Origin of the sequence: Kocuria dechangensis (assembly GCF_014636775.1) — a bacterium.
In the GTDB taxonomy this organism is placed as follows: Bacteria; Actinomycetota; Actinomycetes; order Actinomycetales; family Micrococcaceae; genus Kocuria; species Kocuria dechangensis.
Map to the genome: position 1 here is coordinate 25061 of NZ_BMEQ01000004.1, position 21636 is coordinate 46696.

15 protein-coding genes and 1 tRNA gene are annotated in these 21636 nt (G+C 74.1%); 3 read left to right on the forward strand and 13 right to left on the reverse strand.

Going from position 1 to position 21636, the window contains the following annotated elements; genetic code table 11:
• Positions 1-4: 4 nt before the first annotated feature.
• The 10 genes from secA to IEW07_RS05240 all read right to left on the reverse strand — a co-directional run bounded on the left by secA (position 5) and on the right by IEW07_RS05240 (position 12934).
• On the reverse strand, positions 5-2725 hold the full coding sequence (gene secA / locus IEW07_RS05195) for a preprotein translocase subunit SecA (RefSeq protein WP_188534977.1): 2721 nt from the start codon (positions 2723-2725) through the stop codon (positions 5-7).
• Positions 2726-2873: 148 nt separating this feature from the next.
• On the reverse strand, positions 2874-3560 hold the full coding sequence (gene hpf / locus IEW07_RS05200) for a ribosome hibernation-promoting factor, HPF/YfiA family (protein WP_188534980.1): 687 nt from the start codon (positions 3558-3560) through the stop codon (positions 2874-2876).
• 106 nt (positions 3561-3666) lie between these two features.
• Positions 3667-4470 (reverse strand): ComF family protein, encoded by an 804-nt coding sequence (locus IEW07_RS05205; RefSeq protein ID WP_188534982.1) that lies wholly within the window; start codon positions 4468-4470, stop codon positions 3667-3669.
• A 117-nt stretch (positions 4471-4587) separates the two neighbouring features.
• Positions 4588-6282, reverse strand: a complete 1695-nt coding sequence (locus tag IEW07_RS05210) for an LpqB family beta-propeller domain-containing protein (RefSeq protein WP_229741587.1) — start codon at positions 6280-6282, stop codon at positions 4588-4590.
• Positions 6279-8051: an MtrAB system histidine kinase MtrB gene (mtrB, locus tag IEW07_RS05215; RefSeq protein ID WP_188534984.1), complete on the reverse strand. Its 1773-nt coding sequence runs from the start codon at positions 8049-8051 to the stop codon at positions 6279-6281. Before mtrB ends, IEW07_RS05210 begins: the two co-directional genes overlap by 4 nt.
• Positions 8048-8731 (reverse strand): MtrAB system response regulator MtrA, encoded by a 684-nt coding sequence (gene mtrA / locus IEW07_RS05220; RefSeq protein ID WP_188534986.1) that lies wholly within the window; start codon positions 8729-8731, stop codon positions 8048-8050. Before mtrA ends, mtrB begins: the two co-directional genes overlap by 4 nt.
• Before the next feature lie 161 nt (positions 8732-8892).
• A complete protein-coding gene (locus IEW07_RS05225; RefSeq protein ID WP_229741588.1) occupies positions 8893-9951 on the reverse strand; it encodes a uroporphyrinogen decarboxylase/cobalamine-independent methonine synthase family protein in 1059 nt (352 codons plus the stop codon).
• Positions 9948-10349 (reverse strand): chorismate mutase, encoded by a 402-nt coding sequence (locus IEW07_RS05230; RefSeq protein ID WP_188534988.1) that lies wholly within the window; start codon positions 10347-10349, stop codon positions 9948-9950. The genes IEW07_RS05225 and IEW07_RS05230 overlap by 4 nt, the downstream gene beginning before the upstream one ends.
• 36 nt (positions 10350-10385) lie before the next feature.
• The gene (mnmA, locus tag IEW07_RS05235) at positions 10386-11579 is read right to left on the reverse strand and encodes a tRNA 2-thiouridine(34) synthase MnmA (protein WP_188534990.1); all 1194 of its coding nucleotides are present in this window, start codon (positions 11577-11579) and stop codon (positions 10386-10388) included.
• Positions 11580-11728: 149 nt separating this feature from the next.
• Positions 11729-12934, reverse strand: coding sequence for a cysteine desulfurase family protein (locus IEW07_RS05240; RefSeq protein WP_188534992.1), 1206 nt, complete (start codon positions 12932-12934; stop codon positions 11729-11731).
• Positions 12935-13002: 68 nt separating this feature from the next.
• Between IEW07_RS05240 and IEW07_RS05245 the strand changes: the two genes are divergently transcribed.
• Positions 13003-13470, forward strand: coding sequence for a tRNA (cytidine(34)-2'-O)-methyltransferase (locus IEW07_RS05245; protein ID WP_188534994.1), 468 nt, complete (start codon positions 13003-13005; stop codon positions 13468-13470).
• A 57-nt stretch (positions 13471-13527) separates the two neighbouring features.
• Here IEW07_RS05245 and IEW07_RS05250 read toward each other — a convergent pair whose 3' ends face one another.
• Complete coding sequence (locus IEW07_RS05250; RefSeq protein ID WP_188534996.1) at positions 13528-15021, reverse strand: S1C family serine protease; 1494 nt, start codon at positions 15019-15021, stop codon at positions 13528-13530.
• A 318-nt stretch (positions 15022-15339) separates the two neighbouring features.
• On the opposite strand from IEW07_RS05250, the gene IEW07_RS05255 reads away from it, so the two are divergent.
• Positions 15340-17376 carry a TPM domain-containing protein gene (locus IEW07_RS05255; protein ID WP_188534998.1) on the forward strand — a complete coding sequence of 679 codons (2037 nt, stop codon included), beginning with the start codon at positions 15340-15342 and terminating at the stop codon, positions 17374-17376.
• A gap of 117 nt (positions 17377-17493) precedes the next feature.
• Positions 17494-18237, forward strand: a complete 744-nt coding sequence (locus tag IEW07_RS05260; RefSeq protein WP_188535009.1) for a PspA/IM30 family protein — start codon at positions 17494-17496, stop codon at positions 18235-18237.
• A 181-nt stretch (positions 18238-18418) separates the two neighbouring features.
• Here the strand turns inward: IEW07_RS05260 and IEW07_RS05265 are convergent.
• Both IEW07_RS05265 and IEW07_RS05270 read right to left on the reverse strand, forming a co-directional pair.
• Positions 18419-18495 (reverse strand) — tRNA-Met (locus tag IEW07_RS05265).
• 46 nt (positions 18496-18541) lie between these two features.
• Positions 18542-21520: a UPF0182 family membrane protein gene (locus IEW07_RS05270; protein ID WP_188535011.1), complete on the reverse strand. Its 2979-nt coding sequence runs from the start codon at positions 21518-21520 to the stop codon at positions 18542-18544.
• Positions 21521-21636: the final 116 nt, after the last annotated feature.

The window sequence follows — 21636 nt, forward strand, 5'->3', positions numbered from 1 at the left end:
GGGCTCAGGCCTCGGAGTCGCCGCCGCCGGACGCGCCCGCCCGGGCGCGGGCCCGGCGCTCTGCCCGGTTGACGGCCGGCTCCTCGGCGGCCGGCCCCGTGCCGTCCGCGCCGGCGCGGACGGGCTCGACGCGCGTCTGCGTCTCCCCCGACTCCCCCGGGGCGGTGTACTGCAGGAAGCTCGGCTGGCGCGGGATCTGGAGGTCGACGGCTCCGCCGGCGGCGCCGACGCGCTGGCGGCGGACCTCCATCTTGAACAGGAACGTGACCGTCTCCTCGCGGATGGCCTCCATCATGGCCTGGAACATCGCGTAGCCCTCCCGCTGGTACTCCACGAGCGGATCGCGCTGGGCCATGGCGCGCAGGCCGATGCCCTCCTTGAGGTAGTCCATCTCGTAGAGGTGCTCGGGCCACTTGCGCCCGATGACGGACAGCAGGACCCGGCGCTCCAGGTTGCGCATGGCCTCGGCGCCGACCTCCTCCTCGCGCTGGGCGTAGACGAGACGCGCGTCGGAGAGGATCTGCTCGCGCAGGAACTCCGCGGTCAGGCGGGTGCGCCCGCCCGCCTCCTCCACGACCTCGTCGACCGTCAGGGTGATCGGGTAGATCGTGGCGAGCGCCTCCCAGAGCCCCTCCAGGTCCCAGTCCTCGGGGTGGCCCACGGCGGTGCGGTCCACGACCGTCGAGGTGATGACCTCGTCGACGAACTGCGCGATCTGCTCCTGGAGGTCGTCCCCCTCCAGGACGCGGCGGCGGTCGCGGTAGACGGCCTCGCGCTGGCGGTTGAGGACGTCGTCGTACTTCAGGACGTTCTTGCGCTGCTCGGCGTTGCGGCCCTCGACCTGGCTCTGGGCGGAGGCGATCGCGCGCGAGACGATCTTGTGCTCGAGGGCGGTGTCGTCCGGGGCGCCCGCCATGAGGCGCTGCGCGGCGCCGGCGTTGAACAGCCGCATGAGGTCGTCCGCGAGGGAGAGGTAGAACCTGGACTCGCCGGGGTCGCCCTGGCGGCCGGAGCGGCCGCGGAGCTGGTTGTCGATCCGGCGGGACTCGTGGCGCTCGGTGCCCAGGACGTAGAGGCCGCCGAGGGCGACGACCTCCTCGTGCTCGGCCTTCGTCGCGGCCTCGCACTCGGCGAGCACCCCGTCCCAGACCCGCTCGTACTGCTCGGCGTCCCGCACGGGGTCCAGGCCCCGCTCGCGCATGCGCTCGACGGCGTTGAACTCGGCGTTGCCGCCCAGCATGATGTCGGTGCCGCGGCCGGCCATGTTGGTGGCGACGGTCACGGCGCCCCGGCGCCCGGCCTGGGCGACGATCGCGGCCTCGCGGGCGTGGTTCTTCGCGTTGAGCACCTCGTGGCGCACGCCGCGCTGGGACAGCAGCTTGGAGAGGTACTCGCTCTTCTCGACCGAGACGGTGCCGACCAGCACGGGCTGGCCCTTCGCGTGGCGCTCCTCGATGTCCTTGACGACGGCGGCGAACTTCGCGACCTCGTTCTTGTAGACGAGGTCGGAGCGGTCGATGCGGGCCAGCGGCTTGTTGGTGGGGATCGCGACCACGCCGAGCCCGTAGGTGTTCATGAACTCGGCGGCCTCGGTCTCCGCGGTGCCGGTCATGCCCGCGAGCTTGTCGTAGAGGCGGAAGTAGTTCTGCAGGGTGACCGTGGCGAGGGTCTGGTTCTCCGCCTTGATCTCCACCCCCTCCTTGGCCTCGATGGCCTGGTGCATGCCCTCGTTGTAGCGGCGCCCGGCGAGGATGCGGCCGGTGTGCTCGTCGACGATCATGACCTCGCCCTTGAGCACCACGTAGTCCTTGTTGGCGCGGAAGAGCTCCTTGGCCTTGATCGCGTTGTTGAGGAACCCGATGAGGGGGGTGTTCTGCGACTCGTAGAGGTTGTCGATGCCGAGCCAGTCCTCGACCTTCTCGATCCCGGACTCGAGCACGCCCACGGTGCGCTTCTTCTCGTCGACCTCGTAGTCGGTCCCCGGCTTGAGCCGCTGCACGAGACGGGCGAACTCGGTGTACCACCGGTTGGCCTCGCCGGAGGCGGGCCCGGAGATGATCAGCGGGGTGCGGGCCTCGTCGATGAGGATGGAGTCGACCTCGTCGACGATCGCGAAGTTGTGCCCGCGCTGGACGAGCTCCTCGGGGCTCCACGCCATGTTGTCGCGCAGGTAGTCGAAGCCGAACTCGTTGTTCGTGCCGTAGGTGATGTCCGCGGCGTACTGCGCCCGGCGCACCTCGGGGTCCTGGTTGGCGAGCACCACGCCGGTCTCCATGCCGAGGAAGCGGTAGACGCGGCCCATGAGGTTCGCCTGGTACTCGGCCAGGTAGTCGTTGACGGTCACCACGTGCACGCCCTTGCCCGAGAGGGCGTTGAGATAGGCGGGAGCGGTGGCCACGAGGGTCTTGCCCTCGCCGGTCTTCATCTCGGCGATGTTTCCGAGGTGCAGGGCGGCGCCGCCCATGAGCTGGACGTCGTAGTGGCGCTGGCCCAGCGTGCGGGACGCCGCCTCGCGGACCACGGCGAACGCCTCGGGCAGCAGGCGGTCCAGGGCCTCGCCGTCCGCGACCCGGGCCCGGAACGCGTCCGTCTCGGCGCGCAGCTCGGCGTCGCTCAGCTCCCGGAAGCTGTCCTCGAGGCTGTTGATCGCGTCCGTGTAGGACCGGAGCCTCGACAGGACCTTCTTGTCTCCGGTCCTGAGGACTTTCTCCAGGAATGACGCCACGTGCCACGCTCCTCGGTGCTCGACTGCCGTGCCGGACTGCGGGGGGTCCGGCACCACCTTCCAGTCTACGGGAGACATCCCGGGATTCCGGGCGCGGCGGAGCCCGGCGGGCGTGGCCGCCGGGCTCCGCGGGGTCTGCTCCCGGCGCTCAGCGCGCCGGCTCGGGCTGGTAGGCCCGGACGCTCTCCTCCGACTCCTGGCCGTCCTCGCTCAGGCTGATGACGCCGTAGCTCCAGCCCTTGCGCCGGTAGACGGCCGAGGGCTCGCCCGTCTCCTTGTCGACGAAGAGGTAGAAGTCGTGGCCGACCAGCTCCATGCGGTCGACGGCCTCGTCGACGCTGAGCTCGGCGGCGGGGAACCGCTTGCGCCGGATCTCGACGGGGGTGACGGCGTCCGAGAGGCTGACGCTCTGGTCGAACGCCTCCTCCTCGGCGGTGGCGAGCTCCTCGGGGGTGGAGTAGAGAGGTCCGGAACTCGGGACCACGGGCAGCGCGCCGGTGGCCTCGTGAACGGCCGTGGGACGGTGGGCGCCACGGTGCACCTTGCGGCGGTCGCGCGCCCGGCGCAGCCGTTCGAGCAGCTTGCCGTAGGCCTCGTCGAAGGCCGCGAACTTGTCGTCGCCACGGGCCTCCGCCCGCAGGACGGGTCCTCGGCCGGACACCGTGATCTCGACCCCCATGCCCTGGTGGCCGGGCAGGGAGTGGTCCTTGGTGACCTTGACATCAATGCGCTGGACCTTCTCGCCCAGCTCCTCGAACTTGACGACCTTCTCGGCGGCGTACTCCTTGAAGCGCTCCGGTACGGCGACGTTCCGTCCCATGACGTTCAGTTCCATGATGCCCTCCAGTTCTCGGGGGTGACGTGGACGGACCGGGGGACCGCCCACACGGGAGGTGGTGTTGCGTCCCGTGACTCAACGTTAGAGGAATCACACGTGATATTCACCAGAACGGCCCGGAGTGCGGAGGTGAATCAGCGGTGGGCGGAACGGCGGGGGCGCGCACGGCGGCCACCACCACGGCGCCCAGGACGACGGCTCCCGCGTCCCGCAGCGCGCGGGCCGCCTCCGCGAGGGTCGCCCCCGTGGTGAGGACGTCGTCCACGACGACGCACCGGGTGCCCGGCCGCACGACCGCCCGCAGGGACCCGGCGGGGCCGCTCCGCCGTCCCGCCGCCCCGAGCAGCTTCTGCGCGGGCCCGGAGCGCCGCGCGGCGGCGTGCCGGTGCCGCAGCGCGGGGGCCGCGGCGGTCCCCGGCGGGAGCACTCCCCGGCGCGCGCAGTCCTCCAGCAGCACCCGCACGGGCTGGAACCAGCGGCGGCGCAGGGCCGCCGGACTGCCCGGCACGGGCACGAGCAGCACCGGTCCGGGCACCGGGCCCGGCGGAGCGGCCGCCCGCCACGCGGGCGCGGCGTGGTGCAGCGCGGTGGCCAGGCAGGCGGCGAGCACGGGGGCGAGGTCGGTGCGGCCGCCGTTCTTGAACGCCAGCAGGCACCCGGCCAGCTCGTGGGCGTAGCGGCCGGCCGCGGTGACGGACAGGGCGGGTTCGAGCAGCGGGGCGGCCGCGGAGGCCTCGAAGGGCCGAGCGCAGGAGCGGCGCAGGAGCAGCCGGCAGGGCCGGCACAGGGCGCAGCCCGGCGCCCGGCACACGGCGCACTCCACCGGGAGCAGCACCTCGACGGCCTCGCCGAGGAGGGCTGCGAGGCGCGCGGCGGCACGGTCGAGGGCGGGCTGCGGGGCGGGCACGGACCCATGCTGCGCCGCGGGCGCCGGCGGTGGGGCTGCCCGGGCGCGGCTGTGGACCGCCGGGCCTGTGGAGGGGCGGGCCTGTGGAGGGGCGGGGCCTGTGGAGGGGCGGGCGGCTCAGCCGGCGAACGCGGTGTCGCGCACGTCCTCGCTCTGCGGCGACCAGGAGGCGCCCGTGAGCATGTAGAGGGTGCCGTCCGCCCCGGCGAACACGGAGGACGTGCCGTTGCCGCCGCTGAGACCGGTGATGCCCGCGAGGCCGGGCAGCTCGCGGTACCGGCCCGCCGCGTCGTAGACCCGCGGCCGGACCGTCCCGCCGGCGCCGACGGGGGCCGCCACGAACTCCCGGTCGCTCAGCCACAGGGCGACGTCCGCCTCCACGTCCGCCGCCACCCGGTAGCCCTGGTTGAGCCGCCGCGGGGTGCCGTCGGGGGCGCGCACGATCCCGGTGAGCCAGATCTGGGAGACCCCGTCCTGCTGCGTGACCACCAGCGCGCGCGTCCCGCCGCGGGAGACGCGCAGCGACGTCACCGTCCGCGCCCCGAGCCACGGGGCGTCCACCCGCACGGCCTCACCGCCGGACTCCGCGGACACCGAGCGCACCACGCCGGCCGAGTCCCCGACCCAGACCCAGCCGTGCTCGTCGAAGCTGGGCCGGCTCAGGCCGGTGCCGCTGAGGCGCACCTGCGGGTCCCGGTCGCGCCCCAGGGTGATGAGCGAGCCGGTGCCCGCGTCCACGAAGGCGAAGTGCTCGGCCGCGGCGTCCATGGCCGGGCTCGCCGGCCGGAAGGCGTCCAGGGGGCCCACGCCGTCCACCGGGTCGGTCTGCCCGCCCTGGTAGAAGACGAGGTCGCCCTCCCGCAGCCCGATCTGCCGGGACGGCACGGTGACCTCCGCGACGGGGGGCGTGTCCGACCACCCCGTGCCCAGCTCCACCGGGGCGCCGTCGACCCGCAGCTCCACGTCCGTCACGGTGCTCAGCGCGCCGAGGCTCAGGGCGAGCTGGTCGTGCATCCTGCGGTTGACCTCGATGTTGGCCGGGTCGAAGTCGGGCACGCTGAGCTCCACCGTGGCCGTCCCGTCCTGGACCGGCACCGAGGAGCGCGCCAGCGTGGTGCCGGCGGGGAACGCCGTCGTCACCGCGCCCCGCAGGTAGGGCGCCGGGCCGCTGAGCAGGGCGCGCACGATGGAGGTGGTCACGGGCACCCGGTCGGGGAACCAGCGGGGGTCCGCCACGACGTTGGAGAGGTCCTCGTCCGTGAAGTAGAGGTCGTGGGGCGCGAAGATCTCGCGGAAGTCGTCCCGGGACAGCACCGTGGCGTCCGGCGCGTCGGAGATCCGCCACTCGCCGTCCACCTGGGTGACGCTGAAGTCGAGGACCTCCGTGGCGCCGCCGGGTTTGCGCTCGATCACGCCGGAGCCGTCCACCACGCCGTCCACCTCCACGCTCAGGCGGTACTGGTCGTCCTCGAGCCGTGGCGCGAGCGCGGGGTCCCCGCGCTGCACGATCGTGCGGGCGTCGGGGTGCCACCGGCCGGCGAGCTCGGGTGTGAGGTACTCGCGGGCCACCGAGTAGTCGTCGGCCACGCCGGTGCCCGCCGCCAGGAACCCCTCGACGACCTCCTGGGGCGTCGCCCCCGCCACGGGGCCGGCCGGCGCGGCGCGGTAGGTCGGCTCCGCCGCGGTGGGGGTGGACTCCGCGTGCCGGTGCACCGGTCCCGAGCGCGGGATGGCCCCGCACCCGTTGAGCCCCACGGCCAGGGCCAGGACCAGCGCCGCCGCCCCCGCGAGGCCCCGTGCTGTCCTCGTCACGGCCTGGCCTCCTCGTCGTGCACGGGCTCCGCCTGCGGGGCATCCGCGGGCGTGCCGGCGGGCTCCACGAGGCCGGGCGCGGCCATGAGGCTCAGGGAGCCGGTGGGGGTGGTCTCGGCCGTCTCGGGGTACGCCAGGTCGTCGGGCGGCAGGGGCAGCGGGCTCGGGTCGTCGGGGCCCAGCCGCCGGGCGCGCGTCCGGGGCAGGGTGAGCAGGAAGCACGCGCCCTCGCCCGGGGCGCCCCAGACCTCGAGGCGCCCGCCGTGGAGGCGGGTGTCCTCGGTCGCGATGGCGAGCCCCAGGCCCGTGCCGCCCGTGGTGCGGGCACGGGCGGGGTCCGCGCGCCAGAAGCGGTTGAACACCTGGGCGGCCTCCTCCTCGGTCATCCCGATCCCGTGGTCCCGCACCGCGACGGCCGCCGCGGTCTCGGACTGCGCCACGAGCACGTCCACGGGCCGGCCCTCCCCGTGCTCCAGCGCGTTGACGACGAGGTTGCGGAGGATCCGCTCGATCCGCCGGTGGTCGCCCTGCACCGTGCACCGGGACAGGTGCGAGCGGACCCGCACCACCGAGCCGGAGGACGCCGCGAGCGGCGCGGCGGCCTCCACGACGTCGTGGATGATCGAGAAGAGCTCGACGGTGGCCACCTCCAGGCGGGCGGCGCCGGCGTCGAAGCGGGAGATCTCGAGCAGGTCCGCGAGCAGCGAGTCGAAGCGGTCCACCTGGTGGTAGAGCAGCTCGGCGGAGCGGCGGTTGACGGGGTCGAAGTCCTCCCGGGCGTTGAAGAGCACCTCGGCCGCCATCCGCACGGTCGTCAGCGGGGTGCGCAGCTCGTGGGAGACGTCCGAGACGAACGTCTGCTGCATGGAGGACAGCTGCTCCAGCTGGGTGATCTGCTCCTGCAGGCTGTCCGCCATCCGGTTGAAGGAGCGGGCGAGGCGGGCCACCTCGTGCGTGCCGCCCACGGGCATCCGCACCCCGAGGTCGCCCTCGGCCAGCTGCTCCGCCACGCGGGCGGTGGTGGAGACCGGCCGGACCACCTCGCGCGTGACGTACCAGACGATCGCGCCCACCAGCAGCAGCAGGGCCACGACCGACAGCAGCAGCACCGCGTGCATCGCGTCGAGGGTGCGCTGGGGGTCGGAGAAGTCGTAGACGAGGTACAGGCCGTAGGGCGAGTTCTGCGAGAGCTCCACGACCGTGCCCACCACGATCACGGGCACCGTGTCCCCGTCCTCCGCCATCCGCACCGACGCGGGCTGCCAGAAGACGCCGTCCTGCTCCTCGAGCCGCTCCTGCAGCTCCGGGGGCACGGTGCTCGACGTCATCCAGGGGCTCTGGCTCTGCGCCGGGATGAGCGTCTGCCCGCTCGTGTAGTCCATCGGCACCAGGATCCAGCGGCGCTCCGTATCCGCCCTGTCGGTCGCCAGCGACCCGAGGGTCGAGGCGACGAGCGCCTGCAGCTCGTCCCGGGCGGAGGCGTCGGACGCGTCGAAGCTCGCCTGCACGTCCTCGAAGTCGGCGGTGGCCCCGGCCAGGACCTGCTGCAGCCGGTCGTTGAACAGGCGGTCGGCGATCTGGTGGGACAGGAAGCTGCCGGTGACGAAGAACGCGAGCGCCGTCAGGGTCAGGGACACGGCGATGGCCCGGAATTGCAGGGACTGGCGCCAGCGCCGGAGCAGCAGCACGCGCCCCAGACGGAGCCGTCGGGCGAGCCTGCGGGCGAACCCCCTGCGCCGGGGGCTCGCGGCGGCGTCCGGCGCGGTCATCGTGCGGACGAGCCCGCCTTGTAGCCGACCCCGCGCACGGTCACCACGATCTCGGGGTTCTCGGGGTCCAGCTCGATCTTGGAGCGCAGCCGCTGCACGTGCACGTTGACGAGGCGGGTGTCCGCGGCGTGCTGGTAGCCCCAGACGTCCCGCAGCAGCATCTCGCGGGAGAACACCTGGTGCGGGGCGCGCGCGAGGGCGGTGAGCAGGTCGAACTCGAGGGGGGTGAGGTTGATCTCCTGGTCCCCCCGGCGGACGCTGTGCCCGGTGACGTCGATGCTGACGTCGCCGATCCGCAGCTCGGCCGAGGCGGCCCGCTCCACCGGGCGCAGCCGCGCCTTGACGCGCGCCACGAGCTCGGCCGGCTTGAAGGGCTTGGGGACGTAGTCGTCCGCCCCGGCCTCGAGGCCGCGGACCACGTCGACGGTGTCGGACTTCGCGGTGAGCATGACCACGGGGACGTCGGAGATTGCCCGGATCTCCCGGCAGACCTGGATGCCGTCCTTGCCCGGGAGCATGAGGTCGAGGAGCAGGAGGTCGGGCCGCACGGCACGGAAGGTGTCCACGGCGGTCGCGCCGTCGTAGCAGAACACGGGCTCGTAGCCCTCCGCGGTCAGGACGATCCCGATCATCTCCGACAGGGCCGCGTCGTCGTCGACGACAAGTATTCGCGCGTTCATCGCCTCTCCGCAGGTGTGGGGCGGGCCCGCCCAGCGGGCGCTCGCCGTGGCCCCGGGAGGTCCGGGGCGCCGTGGTGGACCGAGGTCCCTGATGCATTGTCGCCGATTCCGGCCGGGCCGCGCACCTCGGCACGCAGTGTGTCGGGGCGGGCTGCCCGGGCTCAGGCCTCGGCGGCCGTCCGTGCGAGCGCCTCGGCGGTCTCCGTGAGCAGTCCGAGGACGGCGCGCAGCCGGTCCGGGTCGAGCTCGTCGAGCTCGCCGAGCGGGGTGATCCGGACCCGGTCCAGCACCGCGGCCGGCAGGCCGAGGTCCCGCCAGACGCCCCAGACCCCCTCCGCCAGCGTGCGGGCCCGCACGGCCCCCGGGGACAGGGGGACGACGCCGAGCCACAGGCCCAGCCCCTCCTCCACGAGCGCGGCCAGGGGCTCCCAGTCGCGGGCGGAGGCGCCGGGGGACGCCACCTGGACCGCGTCCGCCCCGGCGTCGGCGGCGAGCCGCGGGTCGAGCCCGTCCGGCAGCCGCAGGGCCACCTCGGCGGCGCCGGCCTCCCGGCAGGCGTCGGCCACCGCCGCCAGCGCGGACCGGGCCTCGGCCGCGGGGACGGCCCGGAGGGTCCGGTAGCCGCTCATGGTGGGCAGGCTCCCCGCGAGCACGCGGTCGAGGAGGGGCTCGTCGAGCTGGACGACGACGTCGCGCCCGGCGGCCGCGGCGCGCACGGCCCGCACGTGCTCGCCGATCCCGGAGGCCAGCGACGCCGCGATGTCGCGGCGCGCCCCGTGGTCCCGCAGGGCCCGCTCCCCCGCGTGCAGGTGCAGCTCGGCGGCGAGGCTCAGCGGGCCGAGCAGCTGCGTCTTGACCGGGGCGTCGTCCGTGCCGGACTCGGCGCCGAGCACGTCGGCGAGGACGTTGACGTCGCTCGCCAACAGCGCGCGGGCGGCCCGGGACTCCTTGCCGGGGGTCCCCGAGACCCGCAGGCCGTGGGGCTGGTGGTCGGCGTAGAGCCCGTCCAGCACGGCGGCCGTGCGGGCCACCGGGTCGGCGGCGGGACCGCGGGCGGGCAGCACGGGGAGGAAGGACAGGTGCGGGGCGCCGAGCTCGCCGCGGAGGACGGTGACGGCCTCCACGACGTCCGTGCCGGGCATCGACCCGAGCGCCGTGGCGGTGACGTGCGGGACGTCGGGGTCGGCGCGCCGGGTGCCGGGAGGGAGAGCGGGGCTCACGAGGCGTCGTCGTCCTGCCGCCGGTGGTCCTCGGAGATGGCCACGTGGTGGCGGATGACCTCGCTGATGATGAAGTTCAGGAACTTCTCCGCGAACTCGGGGTCGAGCTGGGCCGAGGCCGCGAGCGCCCGGAGCCGGGTGATCTGGGCGGTCTCCCGGTCGGGGTCGCCGGCGGGCAGGCCGTGGGCGGCCTTGAGCACGCCCACGCGCTGCGTGGCCTTGAACCGCTCGGCGAGCAGGTGCACGAGGGCGGCGTCGATGTTGTCGATGGTGCCGCGGATGGACCGGAGCTCCGCGAGCACCTCGGCGTCGGCCGTCCCCTCCAGCGAGGACGCGTCGGCGTCGAAGTCGTGGTGGGCTCTGACGTCGGCGGGGGCGTTCTCGTGCAGTGCGTTCATGCGGGCCAGTCTACCGACCGGGCGGGCCCGGCCGGCTCAGCGGGAGGCGGCGACGTCCGGGCGCGCGAGCGAGTGCGCCCGGTCGATCGTGGCCTGCCCGAGGACGCGGGTGCCCTGGTAGAGCACCAGCGACTGGCCGGGGGCCACCCCGCGCATCGGCTCGTCCAGGCGGACCACGAGCTCGGGCGCCGGGGCGCCGTCGGGCCCGTCGGGGCCCTCGACGAGCTCCAGCAGGGCGCGCGCGGGGACGGGGTCCCCGTGGGCGCGCACCTGGGCGAGGACGGGGAACGACAACGACGCCTCCCCCGCGGCGCGCCCGTCCCGCAGCAGCTCGGCCGCCTCGGGGACGGGGCGCCCGGCCCAGGTGGGGCGGATGCCGCGCAGCTCGTCCACCGCGAGCATCGCCTCGGGGCCCACCACGACCTCGTTGGTCTTCGGCCGGATCTCCAGGACGAAGCGGGGCTTGCCGTCGGGGGCCGGGGTGCCGATCCGCAGGCCCTTGCGCTGGCCCACCGTGAACGCGTTGGCGCCGGGGTGGGTGCCGAGCACGTTGCCCTCGACGTCCTTGATCTCGCCCTCGGCCAGCTCGATCCGCTCCGCGAGCCAGCCGCGGGTGTCGCCGTCCGGGATGAAGCAGATGTCGTGGGAGTCCGGCTTCTGCGCCACGGACAGGCCGCGGCGGGCGGCCTCGGCGCGGACCTCGGCCTTGGAGGGGGTCTCCGCCAGCGGGAGGAGCACGTGCTCGAGCTGCTCGGCGGTGAGCACGCCCAGGACGTAGGACTGGTCCTTGGCCCAGTCCGCGGCGCGGTGCAGCTCGCGCCCGCCCCCGGCGCCGTCGACGACCTTGGCGTAGTGGCCGGTGCACACGGCATCGAAGCCGAGGGCCAGGGCCTTCTCCAGGAGCGCGGCGAACTTGATCTTCTCGTTGCAGCGCAGGCACGGGTTGGGCGTGCGCCCGGCGGCGTACTCGGCCACGAAGTCGTCGACGACGTCGGCCTGGAAGCGCTCCGAGAAGTCCCACACGTAGTACGGGATGCCGAGCAGGTCCGCGGCCCGCCACGCGTCGCGGGAGTCCTCGATGGTGCAGCAGCCCCGGGAGCCGGTGCGCAGGGTCCCGGGCGTGCGGGAGAGGGCCAGGTGCACGCCCGTCACCTCGTGGCCGGCGTCGACGGCGCGGGCCGCGGCCACGGCCGAGTCGACGCCGCCGCTCATGGCTGCCAGTACTCGCACGGTGTGATCGTCTCCAGGGGTCGTGGGTGGTCGGTGGGGCGCCGCCGGGGCCGCCACCGGTCGTGGGCGGGCGGGCCGGGGGCCCGTGTCCTCAACGGAGCGCCGCCGGGGCCTATTCCCGGCCCGGCCCCGCCCCGCGGGGCCGCCGGTCAGCGCAGGGCCGCGCCGGAGAGCCCGGCCCGCAGCGCGCGCTCGTGCACCTCGGGCAGCGCGGCCAGCAGCGCGTCGACGTCCTCCGCGGTGCTGGTGCGGCCCAGGCTGAAGCGCTGCGCGCCGCGGGCGGTGGTCTCGTCCAGGCCCATGGCCAGGAGCACGGAGGAGGGCCGCGGCACCCCGGCGTGGCACGCCGAGCCGGTCGAGGACGCGATCCCGGCGCCGTCCAGCAGGAACAGCAGGGAGTCCCCCTCGCAGCCGGGGAAGGTGAAGTGGGCGTTGCCGGGCAGCCGCGTCCCCGCGTGCTCCCGGTCCTCCGGCCCGCGCAGGACGGCGCCCGGCACGGCGCGCCGGACGCCGTCGACCAGCCGGTCCCGCAGCGCGGCCAGGCGCGCGCTCTCGTCCTGGCGCTCGGCCGCGGCCTCGCGCGCCGCGACCCCGAAGCCGGCGATCGCGGCGGCGTCGAGGGTGCCCGAGCGCACCTTCCGCTCCTGGCCCCCGCCGTGCTGGACCGGCTCGAGCCCGACCGTGCGGCCGACGACGAGGGCGCCGGCGCCCACGGGGCCGCCGAGCTTGTGCGCCGAGACCGCGAGGGTGGTGAGCCCGGGCAGGTGCGCGTCGACGGGCAGGGAGCCGAACGCCTGGACGGCGTCGCAGTGGAAGGGGACGCCGAACTCCTCGGCGAGCGCCGCGAGCTCGGCCACGGGCTGGACGGTGCCCACCTCGTTGTTGGCCCACATCACGCTCAGCAGCGCGACGGAGCCCGGGTCCCGGGCCAGCTCCTCCCGCACGGCCTCCGGCTCCACCCGCCCGTGCGCGTCGACGGGCAGCCACACGGCCTCGGCGCCCTCGTGCGCGGCCAGCCACTCGGCCGTCTCCGCCACCGCGGCGTGCTCCACCGACGAGACGAGGACGCGCCGGCGGCGCGGGTCGGCGGCGCGCCGGTGCCGGTACAGGCCCTGGACGGCCAGGTTGTCCGCCTCGGTGCCCCCGGAGGTGAGGACCACCTCGACGGGGTCGGCGCCGAGCGCGGCCGCGATCTCCTCGCGGGCCTGCTCGACGACCGCGCGGGCCGCCCGGCCCGGGCGGTGCAGGGACGACGGGTTGCCGCCGCGCGCCAGCTGCTCCGTGACCGCGGCGAGCGCGGACGGGCGGAGGGGGGCGGTGGCGGCGTGGTCGAGGTAGACGGTGTTGCGCGGCACGGCGCCAGTGTAGGGCCCCGGGCTGGGCGCGCGCCCGGAGGGGACGGGGCGCTCCGTAGACTGTCGGGATGCTCCGCATCCTCTTCCACACCCCCGAGATCCCCGGGAACACCGGCAACGCCATCCGCCTCGCGGCCGTCACCGGGGCCGAGCTGCACCTCGTGGAGCCGCTGGGCTTCGGCTTCGGCGACGCGCACCTGCGCCGGGCGGGCCTCGACTACCACGACCTCGCCGTGCTCACGGTCCACCCCGACCTGGAGGCCGCGTGGGCCGCGCTGGCCCCGGCGCGCGTGCTCGCCTTCACCTCCCACGGGGAGACCTCCCACACGGACGTGGCCTACCGGCCCGACGACGTCCTCATGTTCGGCCGCGAGTCCACGGGCCTGCCCGCGCCGGTGCTCGCGGACCCGCACGTCACCGCGCGGGTCCGCATCCCGATGCTCCCGGCCCGCCGCTCGCTGAACCTGGCGAACGCCGCGTCCGTCGCCGTCTACGAGGCCTGGCGCCAGCTCGGCTTCCCGGGGGCGCAGCGCTAGGGGCCCCGGCCCCTGTTCCGCTCCTGCTCCTGGCCCGCGGCGGCTCCTGGTGGGCGGCTACTCCTGGTCCGCGGCGTCACCGACCATCACCTCGGCGGTGCGCTCCTCGCCGTCCCGCACGTACCGGACGGTCCCGGTGCCGCCGGCGGGCAGCTCCCGGACGGCGGCCGTGAGGGAGTTCGCGTCCTGGATGCGGTGGCCGTTGAACTCCGTGATGACGTCGTCCACCTCCAGGCCGGCCTCGTCGGCCGGGGAGCCGGCGACGACCTCGCGGATCACGGCGCCGTCGGAGAACGCCTGGCTGCGCCCCTCCGCGGCCGGCGCCGCCGTCACGCTCGTGCCGAGGTAGCCGTGCGTCGCGCGCCCGTTGTCGATGATCTCCTGCGCCACCCGCTTCGCGTTGTCGATCGGGATGGAGAAGCCCACGCCGATGTTCCCGGCCTCGGCGGAGGACCCGGCCGAGGCGATGGCCACGTTGATCCCGATGACCTCGCCGTCGGTGTCGATCAGCGGTCCGCCGGAGTTGCCGGGGTTGATGGCCGCGTCGGTCTGGATGACGTTGAGGTACACGATCGACTGGGCGTCGCGGGAGCCGCCGCCCTGCCCGCCGTCGTCGGGGAAGTTGAAGAAGAAGTCGTTGCCGCCGTTCCCGTCCTGCCCGTCCCCCTCCGAGGGGGTGGACGGGGCGGCCGAGGAGGCGACCTCGATGGTGCGGTCCAGGGTCGAGACGATCCCGTCCGTGACCGTGCCGGACAGGCCCAGCGGGGCGCCGATGGCGATCGCGGTGTCGCCGACGTTGACGTCGTCGAGGGAGCCCAGGGTCGCCGGCGTCAGGCCCTGGACCTCGATCTTGATCACGGCGAGGTCCGACAGCGGGTCGGTGCCGACCACCGTCGCGGTGTGCACCGAGCCGTCGTCCAGCCGGACCTCCAGCTCCGGGTCGCTCGCCGTGCCGTCGAGGGTCACCACGTGCGTGTTGGTCAGGATGTGGCCCTGGTCGTCGATGATCACCCCGGAGCCCGAGCCGGCCTCGCTGCCGCTCGAGGAGGAGATCGTCACCGTCGACGGGGACGCCTTCTGGGCGGCGGCGGTGACCGCGTTCACGTCGTCCTGGTCGTTGACGATGATCGAGCTCGAGGTCGAGGTCGACCCGCCGGCCGAGCCGATCTGCCCGTCCTCCAGCAGGGCGTCCGTCCCCACGGCGGCGCCCGCCCCGATCAGGGCCGCCAGCGCCATGCCCGTCACCAGCGACGCGCCCGAGAACCTCCGGCGCTCCGCCGGCCGGGCCCCGAACGGGTCCGCGGGAGCGCCGTCCCATCCCTGCTGCGGAGCGCCGGCCCCGGGCCCGCCCTCGTGGCCGGCCCCGTAGACCGGCCGGGTCCACCCGGTGCCGTCCTCGGCGTCGGCGCCGTACCGGTCGCCGTTCCCGGACCAGTGCCCGCGCTCGCCGCCCGGGGCCCAGGGCCCGCCGTCCGGCCGTGCGGAGACCGGGGGGATCGGCTGGGTCGGCTGCGGGTCGGTGCCGGACCGGGGGTCGCGGTGGTCGGACATGGACGTCTCCTCCTGCTGGTGCGGGGCGGGCCCGGGCCGGCCCGCCCCGGGGGCGGCCGTCCGGGGCGCCGGATCTGGGTCCCAGTATCTCCCCCGGCACTGAGACGAGGCTGAAAGCCCTGACCGTGCGGGGTGTGCTCCCTGGACGCCCGCAGGGCGCCGGCTGGGCGTGGTGGCTCCGCACTCCGGACCGATTGTTGCCCCGGAAGTTCACCAGCAGCCGTCCGCTTTCGCCCTCCGCGTAGGGCCGCGCGGCGTCCTGCCCCGGCCGGCGGGCCCGGCCCTACAATCGGGACCACCGACCACGTGAGGGAGATCATGCACTGGCGCCCCATTTCCCGCCGGACCGCTGCCGCCTGCGGGCTGACGCTCGCCCTGTTCGTGCCCGTGGGAGCCGCCGTCGCGCAGCCGCCCGTGGACGTCCCGCCGGGCGAGCGGGTGGTGGACGGCAGCGGCGTCCTGGACGACCCCGCCGCGCTCGAGGCCGAGATCGAGACCCTGGCCGCGGAGGAGAACCTCGTCCTCTACGCGGTGACCGTCGACGAGTTCACCGGCCCCGCCGACCCCGACCAGTGGGTCCAGGAGTTCGCCGAGCTCAACGGCTTCGGCACCAACGACGCCGTCCTCGTCATCGCGACCGACGCCCGGCAGGTCCGCCTCGACGCCCACGACAGCGGGCCGCTGAGCGACGCCCAGCTGCAGGACGTGCTCCAGGACATCCGGCCCGCGCTCTCGAGCGGCGACTGGGACGGCGCGGTGCGGGGGGCCGTCGGGAGCATCGAGGCCGAGCTCGCGGGCACGGGCGGAGCGGCCGCCGACTCCGGCGGGGGCGGGGGCGCCGGCCTCGGCCTCCTCGGCCTCGGGGCCCTGGGCGTGGGCGGTCTTGCGGTGTACGGGATCGCCAGCCGGAACAAGAAGCGCCGGCAGGGCCAGGCCGGTGCCCCGCAGGGCCCGGCCGGCGGCCCCCAGGGCCCCGCGGTCCCGTACCAGGACGTGCCCGTCCCCGAGCTGCGCAAGCGCGCCGGGGAGCTGCTCGTGTCCACCGACAACGCCATCCAGCACTCGGAGCAGGAGCTCGCGTTCGCCGAGCTGCAGTACGGCCCGGACGAGGTCGAGCGGTTCCGCCGGGCCATCGCCGACGCCAAGCAGCACATGCAGGCCTCCTTCGCCCTCCAGCAGCAGCTCGAGGACCACATCCCCGACACCGAGGAGCAGCAGCGGGCCTGGCTCGCCGAGATCATCGGGCGCTCCCAGGAGGCCCAGCGCCCGCTGAAGGAGCAGGAGCAGGCGTTCAGCGCCCTGCGCCGCCTGGAGACCCGCGCGCCCCAGGCCGTCGAGGACGTCGAGCGGGCGGCCCGGTCCGTCGAGCCGCGCGTGGCCACGGCCGAGGCCCAGCTGGGCGCGCTCGCCGCCCGCTACAACGACACCGCCCTCGCCCCGGTGCGCGACAACGTCGAGCAGGCCGGGGAGCGCCTGGCGTTCGTGGAGTCCGCCGTGGCCGAGGCGCGCGTCGAGCTGGACCGGGGCCGGACGAGCGAGGCCGTCCTCGACATCCGTGCGGCCGAGGAGGGCGTGGGCCAGGCCCGCGGCCTCCTGGACGCGGTGGAGCACGCCGCGACGGAGCTCGCCCAGGCGGAGGAGTCCCTCAAGGACGCCGTGGCGATCGCCCGCCGCGACGTCGCGGAGGCGGACGCCCTCGTGCAGCGGGGCTCCAACCCCGAGCTCGCGGGCGCGGCCGCCGGCGTCAACGCCGTCCTGCGCCTCGTCGAGGAGCAGATGACCGGCGGGCGGATGGACCCCCTCGGCCTCGGCCGCCGCCTCGCGGTGGCCAAGGACGAGCTCGACAAGGGCCTCGCCTCCGTGCGCTCCCAGAACGACCGGGACCGCTCGGCCCGGGAGACCCTGTCGCACACCCTCGTGGCCGCGCAGGCCCAGGTGAGCTCCGCGAGCGAGTACATCTGGGCCCGCCGGGGCGGTGTCGGCCCGGAGGCCCGCACCCGTCTCGCCGAGGCGGAGCGCTACCTCGAGGCCGCCCAGCAGATGCGCCAGTCCAACCCCTCCGAGGCCGTCACCCACGCCAACGAGGCCATGCGCCTGGCCGGCGAGGCCCAGTACATCGCCCAGTCGGACGTCGACAGCTTCGGCTACGGCGGCTTCGGCGCGCCCGCCGGCGGCCACGGCTACCGCGGCCGGTCCAACAGCGGCGTGGGCGGTGCCATGCTCGGCGGCATCCTGCTCGGGTCGATCCTCAACGGCGGGGGCGGCTTCGGCGGCAGCTTCGGCGGAGGATTCGGCGGAGGCGGGGGCGGGGGCGGCTTCGGCGGCTTCGACGGAGGCGTCGGCGGCAGCTTCTGACGCCCCGCCCCCGGGGCCGCCACCCGCGCCGCCCCTGTTCCTGTCCACCCACCACACCCATCCGCACCGACCGCCCGGGGACCGCCCGGGCGCAGCACCAGGAGAGAGAAGGACACCATGATCAAGCAGTCGATCTTCGGTCGCATCGCCCAGCTGGCGAAGGCCAACATCAACGCCCTCATCGACGCCGCCGAGGACCCGCAGCTCATGCTGGACCAGATGGTGCGCGACTACACCGAGAACATCCGCGAGGCCGAGGCCGCCGTCGCCCAGACCATCGGCAGCCTGCGCCTGCTCGAGCAGGACCACGCCGAAGACGTCCGCGAGGCCCAGGAGTGGGGCAACAAGGCGCTGGCCGCCTCCAACAGGGCGGAGGAGTTCCGCGCCACCGGCAGGTCCTCCGACGCGGAGAAGTTCGACAACCTCGCGAAGGTCGCCCTGCAGCGCCAGATCCAGTACGAGACGGAGGCCCGGGGCGCCGAGCCGCAGATCCAGTCGCAGACCGAGGTCGTGGAGAAGCTCAAGGACGGCCTGAACAAGATGCGCGGCAAGCTCCAGGAGCTCTCGGCCAAGCGCGACGAGCTCAACGCCCGGCAGAAGACCGTGCAGGCGCAGTCCCAGGTGCAGGACGCCCTCAGGTCCTTCGACGTCCTCGACCCGACGAGCGAGGTCTCCCGCTTCGAGGACAAGATCCGCCGCGAGGAGGCGCGGATCCTCGGGCAGCAGGAGCTGGCCGCGTCCTCGCTCGACGCCCAGTTCGAGTCGCTGGAGGCCCTGGGCCAGCAGTCGGAGGTCGAGGCCCGGCTCGCGGCCCTCAAGTCCCGCAGCGCCGAGAAGATCGTCTCCGCCGAGGAGGTCTGACCCCCGGCTCCTCCGGAGCCCTCGCACGCAGAACGCCCCGCGGTGGACGCCGTGGGGCGTTCGTCGTGCCGGCCGGAGGGGCTCCGCGCCGCGGCGCCTGCGCCGGCCGGTCCTTGACCGGCCGGTCCTGCGCCCGGGCATGACGAAGGCCCCCGGACCGTGACGGTCCGGGGGCCTTCCGTGGTTGCGGGGGCAAGATTTGAACTTGCGACCTCTGGGTTATGAGCCCAGCGAGCTACCGAACTGCTCCACCCCGCGGCGACACGTATGACTATACGGACCGCGGGGTGGGCTGGCAAATCGGCTACTCGCCCCCCTCCTCCGGCGCCAGGGCGCCGTCCGCCTGGGGCTCGACGACGCCCTCCGCCTCGAGGGCCCGCTCGATGGCGTCCTGCAGCCGGTCCTGGGCCTCCCCGTAGCGGGCCCAGTCGCCGTCCTGCAGCGCCTGGTCGGAGTCCCGGACCGCCTGGTTGGCCTCGTTGAGGGCGTCCTGCAGGGTGTCGCCCGTGCCGGCCGGCGGCCGCGCGCCGCCCTCGGCGGGCTGCTCGCCGTCGGGAGCGGCCTCGGCGTCGTCGACGCCGGCGCCGGCGGAGGTCTGGGCGCCGGAGTCGCCGCCGAACACCTCGTCCAGCGCCTCGTCGAGGGTGGGCGCGAAGCCGACCTCCTCGCCGAAGCCCACGAGCACGCGGCGCAGCGTCGGGTACGCGGCGTCGCCCGAGGACTGGACGTAGACCGGCTGGACGTAGAGCATGCCGCCGCCGGCGGGCAGCGTCAGCAGGTTGCCGTTGATCACCTCGGAGGCGCCCTGGCGCAGGAGGTTCAGCTCGGTCGAGACGTCGGTGTCCGAGTTGAACAGGTTCTGCGCCTGGCCGGGCCCCGGCACCACGGACGAGCGGGGCAGCTCGAGCAGCCGCAGCTTGCCGTACTCGTCGCTCTTGACCCCGTCCTCCCCCGTGCCGGCGTCGGCGTTCGCGGAGAGGTAGCCGTACATCACGTTGCGGGTGTTGCCCGTCTGCGACTGCTGGGGGATGAAGGACGTGGTGAGGGAGAAGTTGGCCTCCTCCTCGCCCGGCATCCGCATCGACAGGTAGTACGGCGGCAGCGGCACGTTGCTCTCCTGCGTCGGGTCGTTGGGCACGGACCACACGTCGTTCGCGTTGTAGAAGTCGTTCGCGTTCGTGACGTGGTACTCGTTGAGCAGCTCGCGCTGGACCTTGAACATGTCCTGCGGGTAGCGCACGTGCGCCATGAGGTCCGCCGACATCTCGGAGTAGGGCTTGAGCGTGTTCGGGAAGACGTTCTGCCAGGCCTTCAGGAGCGGGTCCTGGTCGTCCCACGCGTACAGGGTCACGGAGCCGTCGTAGGCGTTGACCGTGGCCTTGACCGAGTTGCGGATGTAGTTGACGCGCTCCGCCGGCAGCGCGGCCGCCGCGCCCTGGGCGGTCTGCGTGTCCTGGGTGGCCTCCTGCAGCACCGAGGGCGTCGAGTACGGGAAGGCGTCCGAGGTGGTGTAGGCGTCCACGATCCACTGCACCTGGCCGTCGATGATCGCCGGGTAGGGCGCGCCGTCGACCGTCAGGTAGGGGGCGACCTTCTCCACGCGCTCGCGCGGGTCCCGGTCGTAGAGGACCTGGGACTCCGGGCGGACCGCGTCCGAGAGCAGCAGGTCCGAGGACTGGAACTTGATCCCGTAGGACAGCCGGTTGAAGAAGTTGCCGACGCTGGGCCCGCCGTCGCCGTTGAACGTCGTCTTGGCGTCGCCCTCCTCGTCGCCCGCCGTCTGCGGGCGGTCCAGCTCGAGCGGGACGTCGCCCTCCCCGCCGCCCACGATGGAGTACTCCGGTGAGTTCTCGCCGAAGTAGATCCGCGGCTCGTAGTCGTCGGAGATCACGCCCCGGGAGGGGATCCCGGCCTGCATGAACTGGGGCTTGCCGTCCGCCTCCACCCGGTTGCCGTAGGCCGCGACCACGCCGTAGCCGTGGGTGTAGACCACGTGCTGGTTGTACCAGCCCTGGTTCTGGTCGGGGTTGAGCTCACGGGTCGCGATCACGGTGTCCTGGACCTCGCCGTCGATCTCGTAGCGGTCCACGTTGAGGGTGTCCGGGAACTGGTAGTACGGGCGGAACTGCTGCAGCTGGGAGAACGCGGCGGAGACCACGTTCGGGTCCAGCAGGCGGATGTTCGACGTCGTCTCGGTGTCCTGGCGCAGGGCGCCCTGCGCGGTCTCGGTCGTCGCGTCGTAGGCCATGACCTCGGTCGCCTCGAGCCCGTAGGCCTCCCGGGTCTGCTGGATGTTCCGCTGGATGTACTCGTTCTCCAGGGCCTGCTCCGTCGGGGTGACCTGGAAGCGCTGGACCACCCACGGGTAGATCCCGCCGGCCACGACCGCCACGACGACGAGCATCGCGGTGCCGATCAGCGGCAGGCGCCAGCGCCCGATGAAGGACGCCACGAGGAACAGCACCGCGACGATCAGGGCCGCGGCGGCGAGGATCGCCTTCGTGGGGATCACGGCGTTGACGTCCGTGTACAGCGCACCGGTCCACTTGCCGGACGAGGACTGCAGCGTCGAGTACCGGTCCAGCCAGAAGTTCGCGGCCTGCAGCAGCAGGAACAGCGCCGCGAGCACCCCCAGGTGCACGCGGGAGGCGCGCGTGGTGCTCAGCCCGCGCTCGTTGATCCGGATCCCGCCGTAGACGTAGTGCATCAGGATCCCCGCCACGCCCGCGAGCAGGATCGCGGAGACGAGGAAGCCGATGAGGAAGCGCAGGAAGGGCAGGGTGAAGACGTAGAAGCCGATGTCCAGGCCGAACTGCGGGTCCTCCTGGCCGAACGGCTCCTGGTTGAAGAACAGCAGGACCGTGTCCCACTGCGTCATCGCCGTGGACGCCGCGAACAGGCCGAACAGCACGGGCACCACGACCAGGACGATCTTGCGCACCGGCTCCAGGGCCTCCTGGTAGCGGCGCAGGTTGTCGTCCACGATGGACTCGGCCGTGATCGGCCGGCTCCGGTAGGCGAGGTAGAGGCTGGCGAACATCAGCGCGGCCACGAGCACGGCGGAGACGGCGAAGATCGAGATCTTGGCGACGTTCTCGGTGACGAACACGCTGAGGTAGCCCAGCTGGTCGTACCACAGGACGTCCGTGTACAGCTGCGTGAGACCCACGAAGGCGGCCACGAGGGCCAGCACGATGACGACGGTCGGCCCCAGCGCACCCCGCTTCTTCCGCTGTCCGGCTGGTTGCCTCGGTGGTCGGGGGGCTGTTGGTCCGGCGGTCACTGGTTACCTCTGCATTCCGCGTCGAAAGTCAGGCGTGCTGTGTGGAGTCGGGGTCGTCGGGCGCGTGGGGCGGGCACGGTCAGGGGCGCCCCGACCATTCTGCCCGTGGCGTTCAC